General features: G+C 59.3%; 17 protein-coding genes. 11 read left to right on the top strand and 6 right to left on the bottom strand.

Features of this window, described 5'->3' with window-relative positions; genetic code table 11:
* Positions 1-18: 18 nt before the first annotated feature.
* The 6 genes from benC (at position 19) to CX511_RS00550 (ending at position 5,612) form a co-directional block, all read left to right on the top strand.
* The gene (benC, locus tag CX511_RS00575; RefSeq protein ID WP_045186292.1) at positions 19-1,029 is read left to right on the top strand and encodes a benzoate 1,2-dioxygenase electron transfer component BenC; all 1,011 of its coding nucleotides are present in this window, start codon (positions 19-21) and stop codon (positions 1,027-1,029) included.
* 65 nt (positions 1,030-1,094) lie between these two features.
* Positions 1,095-1,853 carry a 1,6-dihydroxycyclohexa-2,4-diene-1-carboxylate dehydrogenase gene (locus CX511_RS00570; RefSeq protein ID WP_101293853.1) on the top strand — a complete coding sequence of 253 codons (759 nt, stop codon included), beginning with the start codon at positions 1,095-1,097 and terminating at the stop codon, positions 1,851-1,853.
* Positions 1,854-1,872: 19 nt separating this feature from the next.
* Positions 1,873-2,994: a muconate cycloisomerase family protein gene (locus tag CX511_RS00565; RefSeq protein ID WP_101293854.1), complete on the top strand. Its 1,122-nt coding sequence runs from the start codon at positions 1,873-1,875 to the stop codon at positions 2,992-2,994.
* An 11-nt stretch (positions 2,995-3,005) separates the two neighbouring features.
* Entirely contained in the window at positions 3,006-3,296 is a 291-nt protein-coding gene (catC, locus tag CX511_RS00560; RefSeq protein WP_045186284.1) for a muconolactone Delta-isomerase, read from the top strand.
* A 39-nt stretch (positions 3,297-3,335) separates the two neighbouring features.
* Complete coding sequence (gene catA, locus CX511_RS00555; RefSeq protein WP_045186283.1) at positions 3,336-4,268, top strand: catechol 1,2-dioxygenase; 933 nt, start codon at positions 3,336-3,338, stop codon at positions 4,266-4,268.
* 138 nt (positions 4,269-4,406) lie between these two features.
* Positions 4,407-5,612 carry a benzoate/H(+) symporter BenE family transporter gene (locus CX511_RS00550; RefSeq protein ID WP_101293855.1) on the top strand — a complete coding sequence of 402 codons (1,206 nt, stop codon included), beginning with the start codon at positions 4,407-4,409 and terminating at the stop codon, positions 5,610-5,612.
* A 2-nt stretch (positions 5,613-5,614) separates the two neighbouring features.
* On the opposite strand, the gene lpdA is transcribed toward CX511_RS00550, so the two are convergent.
* Complete coding sequence (gene lpdA / locus CX511_RS00545; RefSeq protein WP_101293856.1) at positions 5,615-7,015, bottom strand: dihydrolipoyl dehydrogenase; 1,401 nt, start codon at positions 7,013-7,015, stop codon at positions 5,615-5,617.
* 210 nt (positions 7,016-7,225) lie between these two features.
* On the opposite strand from lpdA, the gene cfaB reads away from it, so the two are divergent.
* Positions 7,226-8,410 carry a C17 cyclopropane fatty acid synthase CfaB gene (gene cfaB / locus CX511_RS00540; protein WP_045186276.1) on the top strand — a complete coding sequence of 395 codons (1,185 nt, stop codon included), beginning with the start codon at positions 7,226-7,228 and terminating at the stop codon, positions 8,408-8,410.
* A gap of 6 nt (positions 8,411-8,416) precedes the next feature.
* Here the strand turns inward: cfaB and cls are convergent, their stop codons facing one another.
* Positions 8,417-9,856 (bottom strand): cardiolipin synthase, encoded by a 1,440-nt coding sequence (cls, locus tag CX511_RS00535; protein ID WP_045186274.1) that lies wholly within the window; start codon positions 9,854-9,856, stop codon positions 8,417-8,419.
* A gap of 127 nt (positions 9,857-9,983) precedes the next feature.
* On the opposite strand from cls, the gene CX511_RS00530 reads away from it, so the two are divergent.
* Complete coding sequence (locus tag CX511_RS00530) at positions 9,984-10,511, top strand: DUF3617 domain-containing protein (protein ID WP_045186272.1); 528 nt, start codon at positions 9,984-9,986, stop codon at positions 10,509-10,511.
* 7 nt (positions 10,512-10,518) lie between these two features.
* On the opposite strand, the gene folE2 is transcribed toward CX511_RS00530, so the two are convergent.
* Both folE2 and CX511_RS00520 read right to left on the bottom strand, forming a co-directional pair.
* Positions 10,519-11,406, bottom strand: coding sequence for a GTP cyclohydrolase FolE2 (gene folE2 / locus CX511_RS00525; protein WP_101293857.1), 888 nt, complete (start codon positions 11,404-11,406; stop codon positions 10,519-10,521).
* 32 nt (positions 11,407-11,438) lie between these two features.
* On the bottom strand, positions 11,439-11,819 hold the full coding sequence (locus tag CX511_RS00520; protein ID WP_101293858.1) for a glutamine synthetase: 381 nt from the start codon (positions 11,817-11,819) through the stop codon (positions 11,439-11,441).
* A 127-nt stretch (positions 11,820-11,946) separates the two neighbouring features.
* On the opposite strand from CX511_RS00520, the gene zigA reads away from it, so the two are divergent.
* Both zigA and CX511_RS00510 read left to right on the top strand, forming a co-directional pair.
* Positions 11,947-13,155 (top strand): zinc metallochaperone GTPase ZigA, encoded by a 1,209-nt coding sequence (zigA, locus tag CX511_RS00515; RefSeq protein WP_101293859.1) that lies wholly within the window; start codon positions 11,947-11,949, stop codon positions 13,153-13,155.
* Between the two features lie 77 nt (positions 13,156-13,232).
* Positions 13,233-14,204 (top strand): CobW family GTP-binding protein, encoded by a 972-nt coding sequence (locus CX511_RS00510; RefSeq protein ID WP_101293860.1) that lies wholly within the window; start codon positions 13,233-13,235, stop codon positions 14,202-14,204.
* Here CX511_RS00510 and CX511_RS00505 read toward each other — a convergent pair.
* Entirely contained in the window at positions 14,201-14,593 is a 393-nt protein-coding gene (locus CX511_RS00505; protein WP_045186262.1) for a DUF3301 domain-containing protein, read from the bottom strand. The genes CX511_RS00510 and CX511_RS00505 overlap by 4 nt on opposite strands.
* 116 nt (positions 14,594-14,709) lie before the next feature.
* On the opposite strand from CX511_RS00505, the gene pdxY reads away from it, so the two are divergent.
* Complete coding sequence (pdxY, locus tag CX511_RS00500; protein ID WP_045186259.1) at positions 14,710-15,582, top strand: pyridoxal kinase PdxY; 873 nt, start codon at positions 14,710-14,712, stop codon at positions 15,580-15,582.
* On the opposite strand, the gene CX511_RS00495 is transcribed toward pdxY, so the two are convergent.
* Entirely contained in the window at positions 15,579-16,064 is a 486-nt protein-coding gene (locus CX511_RS00495) for an acyl-CoA thioesterase (RefSeq protein WP_045186257.1), read from the bottom strand. The two genes, pdxY and CX511_RS00495, sit on opposite strands and share 4 nt — an antisense overlap.
* Positions 16,065-16,137 lie beyond the last annotated feature (73 nt).

Genomic DNA, 16,137 nt, shown 5'->3' with positions numbered 1-16,137 from the left:
TTTTCTGCGAGGTGCGCCATGCACAAGATCGCCTTGAATTTCGAGGACGGGGTTACCCGTTTCATTGACGCCACTGCTGACGAAACCGTGGCTGACGCCGCCTACCGCCAGGGCATCAACATTCCGCTGGACTGCCGTGATGGCGCTTGCGGTACCTGCAAATGTTTTGCCGAGGCCGGCCGTTACGACCAGGGCCAGGAATACATCGAAGATGCCTTGAGCGAGGAAGAAGCTGCCCAGGGCTATGTATTGACCTGCCAGATGCGCGCAGAAAGTGATTGTGTCGTGCGGGTGCCGGCATCGTCGCAGGTCTGCAAGACCGAGCAGTCCAGCTATCAGGCCAGCATCAGTGCCGTGCGCCAGCTCTCCGACAGCACCATAGCCCTGTCGATCAAAGGCGAAGCGCTGAGCCGCCTGGCGTTTCTGCCAGGGCAGTACGTCAACCTCGGCGTGCCCGGTAGTGAACAGACCCGCGCCTACTCCTTCAGCTCGCTACAGAAGGATGGCGAGGTCAGTTTCCTGATTCGCAATGTGCCGGGCGGCTTGATGAGCAGCTTCCTCACCGGTTTGGCCAAAGCCGGCGACAGCATGACTCTGGCTGGTCCTTTGGGCAGTTTCTACCTGCGTGAAATTCGCCGGCCGCTGCTGTTGTTGGCCGGTGGCACCGGGCTGGCGCCGTTCACCGCGATGCTCGAGAAGATCGCCGAGGAGGGTAGCGAGCATCCACTGCACCTGATCTATGGCGTAACCAACGACTTCGATCTGGTCGAGCTCGATCGTCTGCAGGACTTCGCCACGCGCATTCCCAACTTCAGCTTCAGTGCCTGCGTGGCCAACCCCGAGAGCCAGCACCCGCTCAAGGGCTATGTCACCCAGCACATCGAGCCACGTCACCTTAACGAAGGCGATGTCGACGTGTACCTGTGTGGTCCGCCGCCGATGGTCGAAGCGGTCAGCCAGTACATCCGCGAACAGGGCATCAGCCCGGCGAACTTCTACTACGAAAAATTTGCCGCCGCCGCTGCCTGAACCCGTTTTATGGGGCCGGACGCATCGTGCGGGTACGGTCGGTCCCTTTTTTATTCGAGGTTGTCATGAACAGATTCACCAACAAGGTCGCGCTGGTTACTGGCGCGGCGCAGGGGATCGGTCGCCGATTGTGTGAGCGCTTGCTTGAAGAGGGTGCGACGCTGGTGGCTGTAGACCGCTCAGAACTGGTGCATGAACTGCAAGGTGACGGTGTGCTGAGCCTGACCGCCGACCTTGAGCAATACGGCGAATGCAGTCGAGTAATGGCGGCTGCGGTAGAGCGTTTCGGTCGCCTCGACGTACTGATCAATAACGTCGGTGGGACCATCTGGGCCAAGCCCTTCGAGCACTACGAAGCGGCACAGATCGAAGCCGAAGTACGCCGCTCGCTGTTTCCCACCCTGTGGTGCTGTCATGCGGCGTTGCCGTACATGCTTGAACGCGGCAGGGGCGCCATCGTCAACGTTTCTTCTATCGCCACGCGCAGCGTCAACCGCGTGCCGTACGGCGCGGCCAAGGGTGGCGTGAATGCGCTGACCGCCTGCCTGGCGTTTGAAACCGCAGGCCGTGGCGTGCGGGTCAACGCTACAGCACCGGGCGGCACCGAAGCACCGCCGCGCCGCGTCCCGCGCAACAGCACCGAGCAAAGTGCCGAGGAAAAAGTCTGGTACCAGCAGATCGTAGATCAGACCCTCGATAGCAGCCTGATGAAGCGCTACGGCAACCTCGACGAGCAGGTCGGCGCGATCCTCTTTCTGGCCTCCGACGAGGCTTCCTACATCACCGGCACGGTGTTGCCGGTCGGCGGCGGCGACCTCGGTTGAGCGGCGCCTGGAGATTTAAATGAGTCATCCCCTGATTGAACGCATCTCGACGCTGATCGTCGACCTGCCCACCATTCGCCCGCACAAGCTGGCGATGCACACCATGCAGCAGCAGACCCTGGTGATCATCCGGCTGCAGTGTTCGGATGGCATTGAAGGCCTTGGTGAATCGACCACCATCGGTGGTCTGGCCTATTGCAACGAAAGCCCGGAAAGCATCAAGCAGAACATCGACAGCTACTTCGCGCCATTATTGGTTGGCCAGGACGCGAGCAACATCAATGCCGCCATGCAACGCCTGGACAAGGTGATCAAAGGCAACACCTTTGCCCGTTCCGGCATCGAAAGCGCATTGCTCGATGCTCAAGGCAAGCGTCTCGGTGTGGCGGTCAGCGAACTGCTGGGCGGGCGTGTGCGCGACAGCCTGGAGGTGGCCTGGACCCTGGCCAGTGGCGACACCGCGCGAGACATTGCCGAAGCCGAGCAGATGCTCGACCTGCGTCGCCACCGCATCTTCAAGCTGAAGATCGGCGCCAACGAAGTCGCCCATGACCTCAAGCATGTGATTGCCATCAAACGCGCGTTGGGCGAGCGCGCCAGTGTGCGCGTCGACGTCAATCAATACTGGGACGAGTCCCAGGCGATTCGCGCCTGCCAGGTGCTGGGTGACAACGGTATTGACCTGGTCGAGCAGCCAATTTCGCGCATCAACCGGGCCGGCCAGGTACGTCTTAACCAGCGCAGTCCGGCGCCGATCATGGCCGATGAATCGATCGAAAGCGTCGAGGACGCCTTTAGTCTGGCGGCCGACGGTGCTGCCAGCATCTTCGCCTTGAAGATCGCCAAGAACGGTGGCCCGCGTGCCGTACTGCGCACCGCACAGATTGCCGAAGCAGCGGGGATCGCCCTATACGGTGGAACCATGCTCGAAGGCTCCATCGGCACCCTGGCCGCTGCTCACGCCTTTGTCACCCTGAACAAACTGACCTGGCACACCGAGCTGTTCGGCCCGCTGCTGCTGACCGAAGAGATCGTTATCGAAGCGCCGGTCTATCGCGACTTTGCTCTGCACGTACCCCGCACCCCAGGCCTGGGCCTGACCCTGGATGAAGAGCGCCTGGCGTTCTTCAGCCGCAAGTAAGGAGAGATGCCATGTTGTTCCACGTGAAAATGACCGTGAACTTGCCGCTGGACATGGACCCGGCCCTCGCTACCCGGCTCAAGGCTGACGAAAAAGAACTGGCTCAACGCCTGCAGCGCGAAGGCAGCTGGCGCCACCTGTGGCGAATTGCGGGCCACTACGCCAACTACAGCGTGTTCGACCTGCCCAGTATCGAGGCGCTGCACGACACCCTGATGCAGTTGCCGCTGTTCCCCTACATGGCCATCGAAATCAACGGCCTGTGCCGCCATCCGTCATCAATCCACAGCGACGACCGCTGAACACCAAGTGCCGATAACAACAATTCGAGGTAAACCATCATGACCGTGAAAATTGCTCACACTGCCGATATCCAGAAATTCTTCGAAGAAGTCAGCGGCCTTAACAACGACCTGGGCAGCCTGCGCATGAAGCGGGTGACCAACCGCATCGTCAACGATGTGGCGCGCATCATCGAGGACCTGCAAATCACCCCGGATGAGTTCTGGAAGGCAGTGGATTACCTGAACCGTCTGGGCAGTCGCCAGGAAGCAGGCCTGCTGGTGGCAGGGCTTGGTGTTGAACACTACCTGGACCTGCAACTGGATGCTCAGGATGCCGAAGCCGGTATCAGCGGTGGCACCCCGCGGACCATCGAAGGGCCGCTGTATGTGGCGGGTGCACCGATGGCCGAAGGCGAAGTGCGGATGGACGATGGGGTTGATCCGGGCACGGTGATGTTTCTTCAGGGGCGCGTGCTGGATGAGCAGGGCCAGCCGGTGGCCGGTGCGGTGGTGGACCTGTGGCATGCCAACACCCAGGGTACTTACTCGTATTTCGACAGCACCCAGTCGGACTACAACCTGCGTCGACGCATTGTTACCGATGCCGAGGGCCGCTACCGAGCGCGCAGCATCGTCCCCTCGGGTTACGGTTGCCCAGCAGACGGGCCGACCCAGGAACTGCTCAATCAGCTTGGCCGCCATGGCAATCGCCCGGCGCATATCCACTTCTTCATCTCGGCTCCGGGTTACCGGCACCTGACCACCCAGATCAACCTGGCGGGTGATGAGTATCTGTGGGACGACTTCGCCTACGCCACCCGTGATGGCCTGATTGGCGAGCTGCGTTTTGTCGAGGATGCGGCAGCCGCCGATGCGCGCGGTATAGAAGGGCGATTTGCCGAGATGGATTTTGACTTCCAGCTGCTCAGTGCGCCCAAGCCTGCCAGTGAAGCGCGCAGCCAGCGGCCGCGGGCGTTGCAGGACGCTTGACGTCGGGTTGAGCCCATCGCCGGCAAGGCCGGCTCCCACAAGTACCGGGAGTGTTCTTGTGGGGGCTGGCGTTGCCAGCGATGATGCCTATCCCGAACCCATACTTTCGGGGGCGCCATCATGACAATAAGAAACAACATGAAGAATGTATTCCAGGACTTCTCCCTCTCTGCCTTGGTCGCCGGCTTCATCGCCACCCTGATTTCCTACGCCGGCCCCTTGGTGATCATTTTCCAGGCTGCCCACAGCGCACAGTTGTCGGCAGCTGAACTGTCGTCATGGGTCTGGGCGATTTCCATCGGCAGTGGGGTACTGGGTGTGGTGCTCAGCCTGCGCTTCAAAGTACCAGTGGTGATTGCCTGGTCGGCGCCGGGCTCGGCCTTGCTGGTGGCGTTGCTGCCGGATATTGCTTTTGCTGAAGCGATCGGTGCCTACATCGTCGCCAACCTGGTGATCCTTGTGGTGGGGGTTTCTGGTGCCTTCGACCGGGTCGTCAGCAAGCTGCCCCCGGCGATCTCCGCCGCGATGCTGGCGGGCATCCTGTTCAGCTTCGGTACGGGCTTGTTCACGTCGTTGAAGTCGCAGCCGTTGCTGGTGTTAGCGATGTTTGTCACTTACCTGCTGTTCAAGCGCATGGCGCCGCGCTATGCGGTATTGGCGGTACTGGTGTGTGGGGTGAGCATCGCTGTCTTCAGTGGCGAATTGAATAGTTCTGCACTGGTGGTCGGCTTGGCGACGCCGGTCTGGACCCTGCCAGCGTTCAGCTGGCATGCGCTGTTGAGCATCAGCCTGCCGCTGGTGATGGTGGCGCTGACCGGGCAGTTTGTCCCGGGTATCGCCGTGTTGCGCAATGACGGCTATCAAACGCCAGCCAGTCCGATCATTGCCAGCAATGCCTTGGCCAGTGTGCTGCTGGCGCCTTTTGGTTGTCATGGCCTGAACCTGGCGGCGATCACGGCAGCCATCTGCACAGGCCGCGAAGCCCATGACGATCCGCGCAAGCGCTATTGGGCAGGCGTAAGCGGCGGTGTGTTGTACCTGTTGCTGGGCGTGTTCGGGGCAACGCTGGTCTCACTGTTCACTGCCTTTCCAGCAGCCCTGATCGCCGCGTTGGCCGGGCTGGCCTTGTTCGGTGCGATTGGCGGCGCGTTGGCAGGGGCGATGAGTGTACCGAGCGATCGAGAAGCGGCGCTGATCACCTTTTTGGTGACGGCTTCGGGGATGTCATTTCTGGGCCTGTCGGCGGCGTTCTGGGGGCTGATCTTTGGCTTGTTCGCCCACCTGCTGCTGAACCTGCGGCGACCAGCGCCGCAGGTGAGCAGGTCAGAGCTGCGAGCTGACTGAGGTCAGATCTGCATGGCCATGCCTTCGACGTTCATCGCCGCCTGGCGCAAGGCTTCGGAACGGGTCGGGTGCGGATGGCAGGTGAGGGCGATGTCTTCCGCCGACGCCGAGAACTCCATGGCCACGCAGAACTCACCGATCATTTCGCTGACGCTCGGGCCGACCAGGTGTACGCCGAGTACCTCGTCGGTCTTGGCGTCGGCCAGGACTTTGGCGAAGCCTTCGGTCTCATGGTTGATCTTGGCCCGGCTGTTGGCGGTGAAAGGGAACTTGCCGACTTTGTACTCGCGGCCTTCGGCCTTGAGCTGCTCTTCGGTCTTGCCAACGCTGGCCAGTTCCGGGCGGGTGTAGATCACCCCGGGAATCAGGTTGTAGTTGACCTCATGGGGTTTGCCGGCAATCCGCTCGATGCAGGCCACTGCTTCATCTTCGGCCTTGTGCGCGAGCATCGGGCCAGAGGTCACGTCACCGATCACCCACACGCCTGGCACTGAAGTGCAGTGATGTTCATTGCTGAGCATGCCACGCTTGTCGGTTTCCAGGCCGACGCTCTCCAGACCCAGGCCCTGGGTGTAAGGGCGACGGCCAATGGCGACCAGTACGTAGTCTGCTTCGAGGCTTTCGCTGGCCCCACCTGCGGCAGGTTCCAGGCTCAGGCTGACGGTCTCTGCTGAGGCGGTGGCTTGAGTGACCTTGCTGCCCAGCTTGAAGCTGATGCCTTGCTTGGCCAGTGCGCGCTGCAGGGTCTTGGCAGTTTCTTCATCGGTGCCTGGGCAGATGCGGTCCAGGTATTCGATCACCGTGACCTGGCTACCCAGGCGCCGCCACACCGAACCCAACTCCAGGCCAATCACTCCCGCACCAATCACCACCAGGTGCTTGGGCACGTTGGGCAACGACAAGGCGCCGGTGGAGTCGATAATGCGTTTGTTGTCGATGGTCACACCTGGCAACGGGGTTGGCTCGGAGCCCGTCGCGATGACGATGTCCTTGGCCTGCAGTTTAGTGACACTGCCATCCTCGGCACTGACATTGACTCGCCCCGGCCCTGCCAACTGACCCCAACCCTTGATCCAGTCGACCTTGTTCTTGCGGAACAGGAACTCGATGCCCTTGGTCAGGCCGGTCACGCTTTCATCTTTTTGCTTCATCATCTGCGCGAGATTCAAGGTCGGCTTGACCTCGATACCGAGGTTGGCGAACTCGCTGCCGACGGCTGCTTCATAAAGTTCCGAGGCATGCAGGAGCGCCTTGGATGGCATGCAACCGACGTTCAGACAGGTCCCGCCCAAGGTTGCACGGCCTTCCACACAAGCTACGCTCAGGCCCAACTGGCCGGCACGAATAGCAGCGTTATAGCCGCCGGGGCCACCGCCGATGATCACCACATCATAGGTTTTCATTGTTTTACTCCAGGATGAAGAATCGACAATGGCGCCAAGATTAGTCTGCCAGGCGACTGATTGTATACAATTTATCGTGTGGGTAGAGTGCTCTGGGAGGGTCTGGAACAGAGGGAATAGGCTCAGACTATGGTCATGATGAGCTGAAGTTTTCCGCAGATGAACTACCCTTTTGCGGTGACGACCGACGAAGAAAGGGAGGCTCCCTTCATGCTTTCGCAACTTCCACCTGTTCTGCAAAGCCTGCGACTGCCACTGCGCCTGAAGCTGTGGGATGGTCATGAGTTCGATCTGGGGCCCAAGCCGCAGGTCACCATCCTGGTCAAGGATCCACAACTGATCTCACAGCTCACCCATCCAAGCCTGGACGAGCTGGGCGCTGCCTTCGTTGAAGGCAAGCTGGAGCTGGAGGGCACCATCAGTGAGGTGATTCGGGTTTGCGATGAATTGAGTGAAGCGCTGCTTAAGGATGAAGTCGACAACCAACCCGTGCGCCGTGAGCACGACAAGGCCACCGATGAGGCGGCGATCTCCTACCACTACGACCTGTCCAACGACTTTTATCAGCTGTGGTTGGACCAGGACATGGCCTATTCCTGCGCTTACTTCAAAAGCGATCAGGACACCCTGGAGCAAGCCCAGCAAAACAAGTTCGAGCATCTGTGCCGCAAGTTGCGCTTGCAGAAGGGCGACTACCTGCTCGACGTCGGTTGCGGTTGGGGCGGGTTGTCGCGCTTTGCTGCGCGCGAATTTGGCGCCAAGGTCTTTGGTATCACCTTGAGCAAGGAGCAGCTCAAGCTGGGTCGCCAACGGGTCAAGGCTGAAGGGTTACAGAAGCAGGTCGATCTACAGATCCTCGACTATCGTGATCTGCCTCAGGATGGCCGCTTCGACAAGGTGGTCAGCGTCGGTATGTTCGAGCACGTCGGCCATGCCAATCTGGCGTTGTACTGCCAGCGCCTGTTCGGTGCGGTGCGTGAGGGTGGCCTGGTGATGAACCATGGCATCACCGCCAAGCATGTGGATGGCCGTCCCGTAGGGCGGGGTGCGGGGAGTTTCATTGAGCGTTATGTGTTTCCCCACGGCGAGCTGCCACACTTGTCGATGATCTCTGCCCGTATCAGCGAAGCGGGCCTGGAGATTGTCGATGTCGAAAGCTTACGCCTGCACTATGCGCGTACGCTCCAGCACTGGAGTGACCGACTGGAGAACCAGTTGCAGAAGGCTTCGACGCTGGTGCCGGAAAAAGCACTGCGCATCTGGCGCCTGTACCTGGCGGGTTGTTCCTACGCCTTCGCCAAGGGCCGGATCAACCTGCACCAAATCCTCGCGGTCAAACCTTTCGCTGATGGACACCACGATCTGCCGCTGACCCGCGAGGATCTTTACCGCTAGACAAGCCTAGAGAATCGGCGAGATCAGTCGGGCAATGCGCATCCCCAGTTGCTGCAGGCGATGGGTGTCCTGGCTGTCTTCGGAAGTGATTTCCCGGGCGAGTTCGAAGTCATGGATGAGCATGGCTTCGACCTGATCGGAGAAGGTTCGGTCGACCGTCAGCAACATCACTTCAAAGTTGAGTCGGAACGAGCGGTTGTCCAAGTTGGCACTGCCAATGGCACTGATCTCGTTGTCGATGAGCACCACCTTCTGGTGCAGGAACCCCGGACCGTAACGGAACATCCGAACGCCAGCGCGCACCGCTTCGAACGCGAACAAGCTGGAGGCGGCATAGACGATGCGATGGTCTGCGCGCGATGGCAGCAGGATGCGTACATCCACACCGCGTAGCACGGCCAGACGCAAGGCGGCGGTCACCGCTTCATCGGGGATGAAGTAGGGGCTGGTGATCCACAGCCGTTCACGCGCCGAGTGGATGGCTTCGACAAAGAACAGCGAACAGGTTTCCTGAGGGTCGGCTGGGCCGCTGGCCAGTACCTGACAGAGCACGCCATCTTCGGGGTAGGTGTCGGGCAGGATCAGCGGCGGTAGCTGCCGTGCGGCCCAGAACCAATCCTCCGCGAAGGACTCTTGCAGGCAAGCCAGCACCGGGCCGCTGACTTGTACGTGAGTGTCGCGCCAAGGAGAGAGTTTAGGTTTGGCACCCATGTACTCGTCCCCCACGTTGTGACCGCCGACAAAGCCTTGTACACCATCCACCACGACGATCTTTCGATGATTGCGGAAGTTGACCTGGAAGCGGTTGAACCAGCCTCGGCGTGTGGCAAACGCACGAATGTTGACGCCGCCGTCGCGCAGGGTCTGGCTGTAAGCGGAGGGCAGGGCATGGCTGCCAACCCGATCGTAGAGTACATAGACCTTCACCCCCTCGGCGGCTTTCTTGAGCAACAACGCTTGCAAGGCGCGGCCAAGGTTGTCGTCGTGGATGATGAAGAACTGCACCAGCACCGTATCCCGTGCTTGTTCAATAGCGGCGAAGATTGCATCGAAGGTTGCTTTGCCGTCGATGAGCAGCCGTACCTGATTATTCGCCAAGCAAGGCATCCGGCCCAACCTGGGCATGGCCCGCAGCGCGCCATAGGATTCGGAGTTGCGTGCCGCCAAGGCTTCGTCGACCCAGGGTCGCCAGTTGAGGTCAGCCATGGCCACATGCATTTCGCGGTTGGCCTGGCGCCGGGCCTGAATGTAGGCGTCGAATGTGCGACTGCCGAATATCAGGTACGGGATCAAGGTGAAGTAAGGGATAAAGAGCAGCGACAAGGCCCAGGCGATTGCCCCCTGGGCAGTGCGCACGGTGAGCACCGCATGCGTAGCGGCGATAGCCCCGAGTAGGTGCAAGGCACCGATGAGGTAACCGAAGAAGTAGGGGCTGTGGTAATCCATATGCATCCTGCTGTCCAATGGCACTGCCCCTAACAGAGCATGTTCCACACCCTACTTGCAACCGAAAGGCGAAATTGGCGTCTAAGCTTTGTTCCAGCGTGGGGCTGGAGTTTCGAGGAGCCATTACATGAAAAGTCGTCTGCCGATGCTGGCATTGGTCCTGGCGGTGTCGAGCCCATTGGTGCACGCACAAATGCTGCAGCCAGGGTTGTGGGAGCTGACTACCAGCAACATGCAGGTGGATGGCAAGGCACTCCCGGACATGGGCTTTATGCTCGGACAGCTGAAGAACCTGCCGCCCGAGCAGCGGGCGATGATCGAAGGTGGCTTGGCCAAGCAGGGTATCAGCGTGGCCGGTAAGGGCGTGCAGTCTTGCCTGACGCCTGAGCAGGTCAAAACTGACGACATTCCCCTGCAAGACCCGAAGTCTGGCTGTACCCAGAAGATTACCGAGCGCAATGGTAACGTCTGGAAGTTCACCTTCAGCTGCCCCAAAGCACAGGGAGCAGGTCAGGCTACTTTTGTCAGCGACCGTGAGTTCACTACAACGGTCAACGGCACTTTCAATGCCTCCGGGGTTCAGCAACAGGGCAGCATGAATACCCGAGCCGTTTGGGTGGGAAGCGAGTGTGGTAGCGTCAAACCGCGTACCTAGAGCTCGACTACCAATGCCACTGGCTAGCGGCGACAGCATCGTGGGCATGCAAACTTTCCGCGTGTTCCACGCGCAGGTCAAACCCGCTTAGCCAGTTCATCCGTTGCAGGGCCAGATGCAAACGCCGTGCAGCATCTTCACAGAACATCAGGTTCTGACCGTTGGCCAAGGCAAAGGCCTGTTCATCTGCTCGTTTCACCGCCGTCTGCACGGCGGTGCCTAGCGCGGTTTCAGCCTCATCAATCAATGCCACGATCGGCAATTCATTGACCCCATGCCCCAAACGTACCTGCAATAGCGCCACGCTGCGCTGGCTGTGAGGTGTCGCCACCACGCCTTGGGCGCTGCCCAACCAGCTGAGTACCGCCTCATGGCTGAGGCTACGATTGCCAAAATCGGTCAGGAATTGCTGTTGGATCAATTGCCTGGCTAACGCCGCTGAGCAGGGGCAAGTGGAGGAATAATCGACTTCCACTTTTAGTTCCACGTGGAACATTTCATCTTTTAGCTGCGCAGCAACGGTGACCGGATAGGCCTTCCATCCTGCTAGCGGGCTGATCAAAGCGGGCCGTTTTAGCATCAAATCAAAGCGCAAATTCAAATAAGCGCCCGCCGATAACCCAGCATGACTCTGCAGAAACTCATCCAGCACTTGTTGGAAGAGCATGGGCGTTAAGGGCTGATGCTCAAAAACTTCAAGCGCCAGATACAAGCGTGACATATGGATGCCACGTGAATTGCCATCGTCGAGGCTGACGCCAGCGTCGGCACTGGCACGCAGCGTGCGGTCAGCAAACAGAACAGGCAAGGCGATGTTGCACATACCTACCCAGTCCAGTGGCAGCGAGGTTTGGGTAACTTGCGTGGCAATATCCGGAAGATTAAGAACGCTCATGGACAGCTCGTTATTCAGGGTGGCAATAGCGATTACTGGCAGCCGCTCAGGCGATTGCAGCGCAGATTAAAGCGTTGCCCGCTGGAGCTGAAGACCCGGTTGAACGTGGTCCAGCCGATTTTACGGCTGTAGCCCACCCAGGTTTCACCGTCGCTGGCCAGGCCGGTATAGAAAGTTAGCTGCCCGTAACGGCTGTTGGTTTGTGTCCACAGTCGCTTTCCTTGCACTTCATAACCACGCAGGTACGTTGTTTGGCCATCGGTTCGCACGCTGTAGTAGTTACCTTGAGCGTCGCCGCAGGCGAGCAATGTGGCGCTGCGGGTGCATAACGCCAATCCCTTGCTCAAAGGACCGGCAACGGCGCCAACAGGCAGGCACAGTAGTAATGCGACAGCGGCACGCAACAACTTCATTTTTTAGCGTCCTTCGTCGAGGCTTCTGGTCGTGTTCAGGTAAAGCAGCTTGGCGAAATTGTATTGTTATAATATAACATTGCGCAATGCATCATTTGAATACGCTCGCCCTGATGAGGACCTGATCATGCCCAATCGCCTTCCTGTTACCGTGCTGTCCGGCTTTCTGGGTGCCGGTAAAAGTACGCTGCTCAACCATGTCTTGCGCAACCGCGAGAACCTGCGGGTAGCGGTGATCGTCAACGATATGAGTGAAATCAACATCGACGCGAGCGAGGTGCAACGCAATGTCAGCCTCAATCGTGCCGAAGAAAAACTGGTGGAGATGAGCAACGGCTGCATCTGCTGCACCTTGCGTGAGGACTTGCTGGAGGAAGTCAGCCGACTCGCGCAGGAAGGTCGTTTTGATTACCTGTTGATTGAGTCCACGGGTATTTCCGAACCCTTGCCGGTTGCCGAGACGTTTACCTTTCGTGATGACCAGGGCCGTAGCCTGGCCGACCAGGCACGCCTCGATACCATGGTCACGGTTGTCGACGGCCTGAACTTCCTGCGCGATTACCAGGCAGCTGAAAGCCTGGCCGGTCATGGCGAAACCCTGGGAGAAGATGATCAGCGTTCGATCAGTGACCTGCTGATCGAACAAGTGGAGTTCGCCGATGTCATCCTGCTCAGTAAGGTCGACCTAATCAGTAGTCACGAGCGTGAAGAGTTGAGTGCCATTCTGCGTCGACTCAACGCCCACGCGCGGATTGTCCCAATGCTGATGGGTCAGGTGCCTTTGGCGGAAATTCTCAACACGGGCCTGTTTGACTTTGAGCGTGCCGCCCAAGCGCCAGGATGGCTGCAGGAACTGCGCGGTGAACATGTGCCGGAAACCGAAGAGTATGGCATCGCAGCCACTACCTGGCAGGCCCGTCGTCCGCTGCATCCACAGCGCTTCTTCGACTTTATTAACGGTCCATGGAGCAACGGCCGATTGCTGCGCTCCAAGGGTTTCTTCTGGTTGGCCAACAAGCACCAGGATGCGGGAAGCTGGTCTCAGGCCGGGGGCATGATGCGTTATGGTTTTGCCGGACGCTGGTGGCGCTATGTACCGCGTCAGCACTGGCCGCAGGATGAACAGAGCAGCGCAGCGATCCTCAAGAACTGGACGGCTGAACAGGGGGATTGCCGTCAGGAACTGGTGTTCATCGGTCAGAATATCGACTTCTCCCGACTCAAATCCGAACTCGATGCCTGCCTGCTGAGTGACGCGGAAATGGCCGAAGGTGTCGATAGCTGGCGTCAGCTGCCGGATCCTTTTGGGCCTTGGTACGAAGAGGAGGCGGCATGAGATGGGCGTTAGCAGCTATTGACTGAATGCACTGAGATCAAGGCATAGTGACGAAAATCCCAGGTGCCTACTTTCACATGCTGCAGAACATCCCTACTCACGTCATTGCCGGTCCTTTGGGGGCCGGCAAGACGAGCCTGATCTGCCAGTTGCTGGCTCAACGGCCTGCTAACGAGCGCTGGGCGATCTTGGTCAATGAGTTCGGCCAGATCGGTCTGGATGCGGCGCTGCTCAGTACTGATGATCAGGGTATCGCTATGGGGGAGGTGGCCGGCGGCTGTCTATGTTGTGTGAATGGAACGCCATTTCAGGTCGGTTTGGGCCGTTTACTGCGCAAAGCCCAGCCACATCGGTTGTTTATCGAACCGTCGGGTTTAGGGCATCCGTTGCAACTGTTGGAGCAGCTCAAACAGTCGCCATGGCGCGGGGTGTTGACTGTACAGCCAGCGATCATGGTGTTGGATGCCCAGCAACTTGCTGCGCACAGGGCGTTGCCTCCGGCGCAGGAAGAGGCGCTGAGCAGCGCGGGCTTGTTGGTGCTGAACAAGTCGCAAGGGCTGGATGACCAACAACGCTTGTGGATAAGTTCACAGCTACCCCATCAGCCTATGTTTTGGACCGAGCAGGGGCGACTGCCGTTATCAGCTTTACCCATCCAGGTAGAGGTACCGGCTGCATTTGAGGTTGTGGATAAGCCTGCTTTGCCCACTGTTGATGGGCCTCTAGCGACCCTGTGGACAACTCCTGACGAGCCCATCTGCAGCATTCAGGAGGCTACCGAGGGGTGGAGTATCGGCTGGCGCTGGCATCCCCAGCAGGTCTTCGAACGATCAAAAATTGAACAGTTCTTGGGTGATTTTGACTGGCGCCGGGCCAAGCTAGTTATCCACAGCCCTCAAGGTTGGCAGTCTATCAATGCCTTGCAGGGGCAGAGTGCTCTGCAGTGGCAGCCTAGTGAATGGCGCCGTGACTCGCGCATTGAGCTGATTTTCGCCACCGTTCAGGACCGCAATCTGTTGCAGCAGGCCATGCAGGCCTGCCGGATCTAGTTACGCCAGCGGTTATGATCCTGGCGCCACTGCTTCATCTCGATGACGTTGTCGACATGCTCAACCGGTTTGATCTCGAACGGGTAGGGCGCCAGTTCGATCTGCATGCTATGGGCGCCAAACTGGGTGACAGTACCGGGGTGACGCTGCTCACCGGTGACGGTGAATTCGAAGTTATACACACGCGCCAGGCGCTTGCGACCCTGAGCATCGCGAACAAAGCCGATGCGCTTGAGCGCGACATTGCCATCGAGCAGTTCCAGATCGAGCTTTGCACAGTGCTGCTTGACCCGTTCCAGGGCCTTTTCACGCAATCCGTGGTTGTGCCACAGCCAGGCGCCGGCGGTAGCCAGCAACATCAGCACGGCGAGATTACCCAGGGTCAACATTTACCAATGCTCCAACAAAGTATACCCAGCTTAACCGCCTCCCTGGTCTGTCGTACAGGTGGCTTTTAGCGCCATACTGCGCGCCTTGTCTTTCATTCTTGCTTCGGAAGTTTTGCATGAAACGTACGCCGCATCTGCTCGCCATCCAGTCCCATGTAGTGTTCGGCCATGCCGGTAATGGCGCGGCGGTATTCCCGATGCAGCGGGTCGGTGTGAATGTCTGGGCGCTCAATACCGTGCAGTTCTCCAACCACACTCAGTATGGCCAGTGGACGGGAGAAGTGCTTGCGCCAGTTCAAATTCCGGCACTGGTAGAAGGCATTGCGGCGATTGGCGAACTGGGCAACTGCGATGCGGTGTTATCCGGTTACCTGGGTAGTGCCGAACAGGGGCGAGCCATTCTCAGTGGCGTCGCACGTATCAAGGCGGCTAATCCCAAGGCCTTGTACCTGTGTGACCCGGTCATGGGGCATCCGGAAAAGGGCTGCATCGTACCTGCTGAAGTGAGTACCTTCTTGCTCGAAGAAGCGTTAACGGTCGCTGACGTGTTGTGTCCGAACCAGCTGGAGCTGGACAGCTTCTGCGATCGTCGACCAGCGTCCTTGGACGATTGTGTAGCCATGGCGCGTAGCCTGCTGGAGCGGGGGCCGAAAGCGGTGCTGGTCAAGCACTTGGCTTATCCGGGGCGCGCGGCGGAAGATTTCGAGATGCTGCTGGTTACTGCCCAAGGCAGCTGGCACCTGCGCCGACCGCTGCTGGCCTTTCCACGGCAGCCAGTGGGTGTCGGCGACCTGACCTCAGGACTGTTCCTTGCCCGCGTGCTGCTGGGTGATGATTGGCTGGCCGCGTTCGAGTTTGCCGCCGCTGCGGTGCATGAGGTGTTGCTGGAAACCCAGGCCTGCGCCAGCTACGAACTCGAACTGGTGCGGGCCCAGGACCGCATCGTGCATCCACGGGTGCGTTTTGAAGCGCGTCGCCTGAGTTGTTAAAGGGCGTCGCCCTTGAGTTCCTGGTAGCGCTTTTCCAGCTCCTGGCGAATCAATCGACGCTGCTTACCCTGCAGGAAGCGGCGTTTTTCTTCGCTGCTTTCCGGTTGGCGTGGAGGCACGGCAACGGGTTTACGGTCGTCATCGACGGCGACCATGGTGAAAAAGCAGCTGTTGCTGTGGCGCACTGAACGCTCGCGAATGTTTTCGGTGACGACCTTGATGCCAACCTCCATCGAGGTATTGCCGGTGTAGTTGACCGAGGCCAGAAAGGTCACCAGTTCGCCGACATGCACCGGCTCGCGAAAGACCACCTGGTCGACCGACAAGGTCACCACATAGCGCCCTGCGTAGCGGCTGGCGCAGGCGTAGGCGACTTCATCGAGGTATTTGAGCAGCGTGCCGCCATGAACGTTGCCAGAAAAGTTGGCCATGTCCGGGGTCATCAGGACGGTCATCGACAGCTGGGCGTTTCCAGGTTCCATAGTGTGCTCACGGTGAGGTTGCGCTGAGGCGGGGTGGCGACTGGTGTTCACGCTTCTTTCCCCTATTACGATT

The sequence above is a fragment of the Pseudomonas sp. S06B 330 genome (genome assembly GCF_002845275.2).
Taxonomy (GTDB): domain Bacteria; phylum Pseudomonadota; class Gammaproteobacteria; order Pseudomonadales; family Pseudomonadaceae; genus Aquipseudomonas.
This window is presented reverse-complemented; position numbering and strand designations above follow the sequence as displayed.

Excerpts from the sequence above, each read along its gene's own strand:
- lpdA (WP_101293856.1), bottom strand. The coding sequence starts at position 7,015 with ATGAAAACCTATGATGTGGTGATCATCGGCGGTGGCCCCGGCGGCTAT.
- cfaB (WP_045186276.1), top strand. The coding sequence starts at position 7,226 with ATGCTTTCGCAACTTCCACCTGTTCTGCAAAGCCTGCGACTGCCACTG.
- zigA (WP_101293859.1), top strand. The coding sequence starts at position 11,947 with ATGCCCAATCGCCTTCCTGTTACCGTGCTGTCCGGCTTTCTGGGTGCC.
- CX511_RS00550 (WP_101293855.1), top strand. The coding sequence starts at position 4,407 with ATGAAGAATGTATTCCAGGACTTCTCCCTCTCTGCCTTGGTCGCCGGC.
- CX511_RS00520 (WP_101293858.1), bottom strand. The coding sequence starts at position 11,819 with ATGAAGTTGTTGCGTGCCGCTGTCGCATTACTACTGTGCCTGCCTGTT.
- pdxY (WP_045186259.1), top strand. The coding sequence starts at position 14,710 with ATGAAACGTACGCCGCATCTGCTCGCCATCCAGTCCCATGTAGTGTTC.
- CX511_RS00530 (WP_045186272.1), top strand. The coding sequence starts at position 9,984 with ATGAAAAGTCGTCTGCCGATGCTGGCATTGGTCCTGGCGGTGTCGAGC.
- cls (WP_045186274.1), bottom strand. The coding sequence starts at position 9,856 with ATGGATTACCACAGCCCCTACTTCTTCGGTTACCTCATCGGTGCCTTG.
- catA (WP_045186283.1), top strand. The coding sequence starts at position 3,336 with ATGACCGTGAAAATTGCTCACACTGCCGATATCCAGAAATTCTTCGAA.
- CX511_RS00570 (WP_101293853.1), top strand. The coding sequence starts at position 1,095 with ATGAACAGATTCACCAACAAGGTCGCGCTGGTTACTGGCGCGGCGCAG.
- benC (WP_045186292.1), top strand. The coding sequence starts at position 19 with ATGCACAAGATCGCCTTGAATTTCGAGGACGGGGTTACCCGTTTCATT.
- catC (WP_045186284.1), top strand. The coding sequence starts at position 3,006 with ATGTTGTTCCACGTGAAAATGACCGTGAACTTGCCGCTGGACATGGAC.
- CX511_RS00495 (WP_045186257.1), bottom strand. The coding sequence starts at position 16,064 with ATGGAACCTGGAAACGCCCAGCTGTCGATGACCGTCCTGATGACCCCG.
- CX511_RS00565 (WP_101293854.1), top strand. The coding sequence starts at position 1,873 with ATGAGTCATCCCCTGATTGAACGCATCTCGACGCTGATCGTCGACCTG.
- CX511_RS00505 (WP_045186262.1), bottom strand. The coding sequence starts at position 14,593 with ATGTTGACCCTGGGTAATCTCGCCGTGCTGATGTTGCTGGCTACCGCC.
- CX511_RS00510 (WP_101293860.1), top strand. The coding sequence starts at position 13,233 with ATGCTGCAGAACATCCCTACTCACGTCATTGCCGGTCCTTTGGGGGCC.
- folE2 (WP_101293857.1), bottom strand. The coding sequence starts at position 11,406 with ATGAGCGTTCTTAATCTTCCGGATATTGCCACGCAAGTTACCCAAACC.